We start from the raw sequence: 348 nt of genomic DNA on the forward strand, positions 1-348 counted from the left end.
CATCTGGCGCCTCCGCCTCGGCGCGACTGATCGCGACGCGCAGGTTGATGTCCTGGGTGAACTTCGCCACCTTTGCCTTTAGAGCCAGCGCTTCCTGCTCCTGCTGCGGCAGGTCGTCCCTGTACGCCTGCGCTATGCGTTCATCCGGTGTTTGAATGCCGACGCGGCCTTGCTTCCCACCGGCGATCATTGGGCCGTCCGCCAAGGGACTGCCTTCAGCTTGCGGAGCATCGCCGTCCCTCCCGACTGCCGGTCCCCCCACCCCAAACATCGCCAACGCCCGCTTCGGATCCTTGGCGATCAGCGCCTCGAGCCGCGTCTTGGCGGCGGTGCCGAACCAGTCCTTCG

General features: G+C 66.4%; 1 pseudogene. It reads right to left on the minus strand.

Annotated elements, in window-relative coordinates:
* Positions 1-348, minus strand: a pseudogene (locus EN804_RS35400) (hypothetical protein); the annotation flags it as partial.

The sequence above is a fragment of the Mesorhizobium sp. M8A.F.Ca.ET.161.01.1.1 genome (genome assembly GCF_004792105.1).
GTDB lineage: Bacteria > Pseudomonadota > Alphaproteobacteria > Rhizobiales > Rhizobiaceae > Mesorhizobium.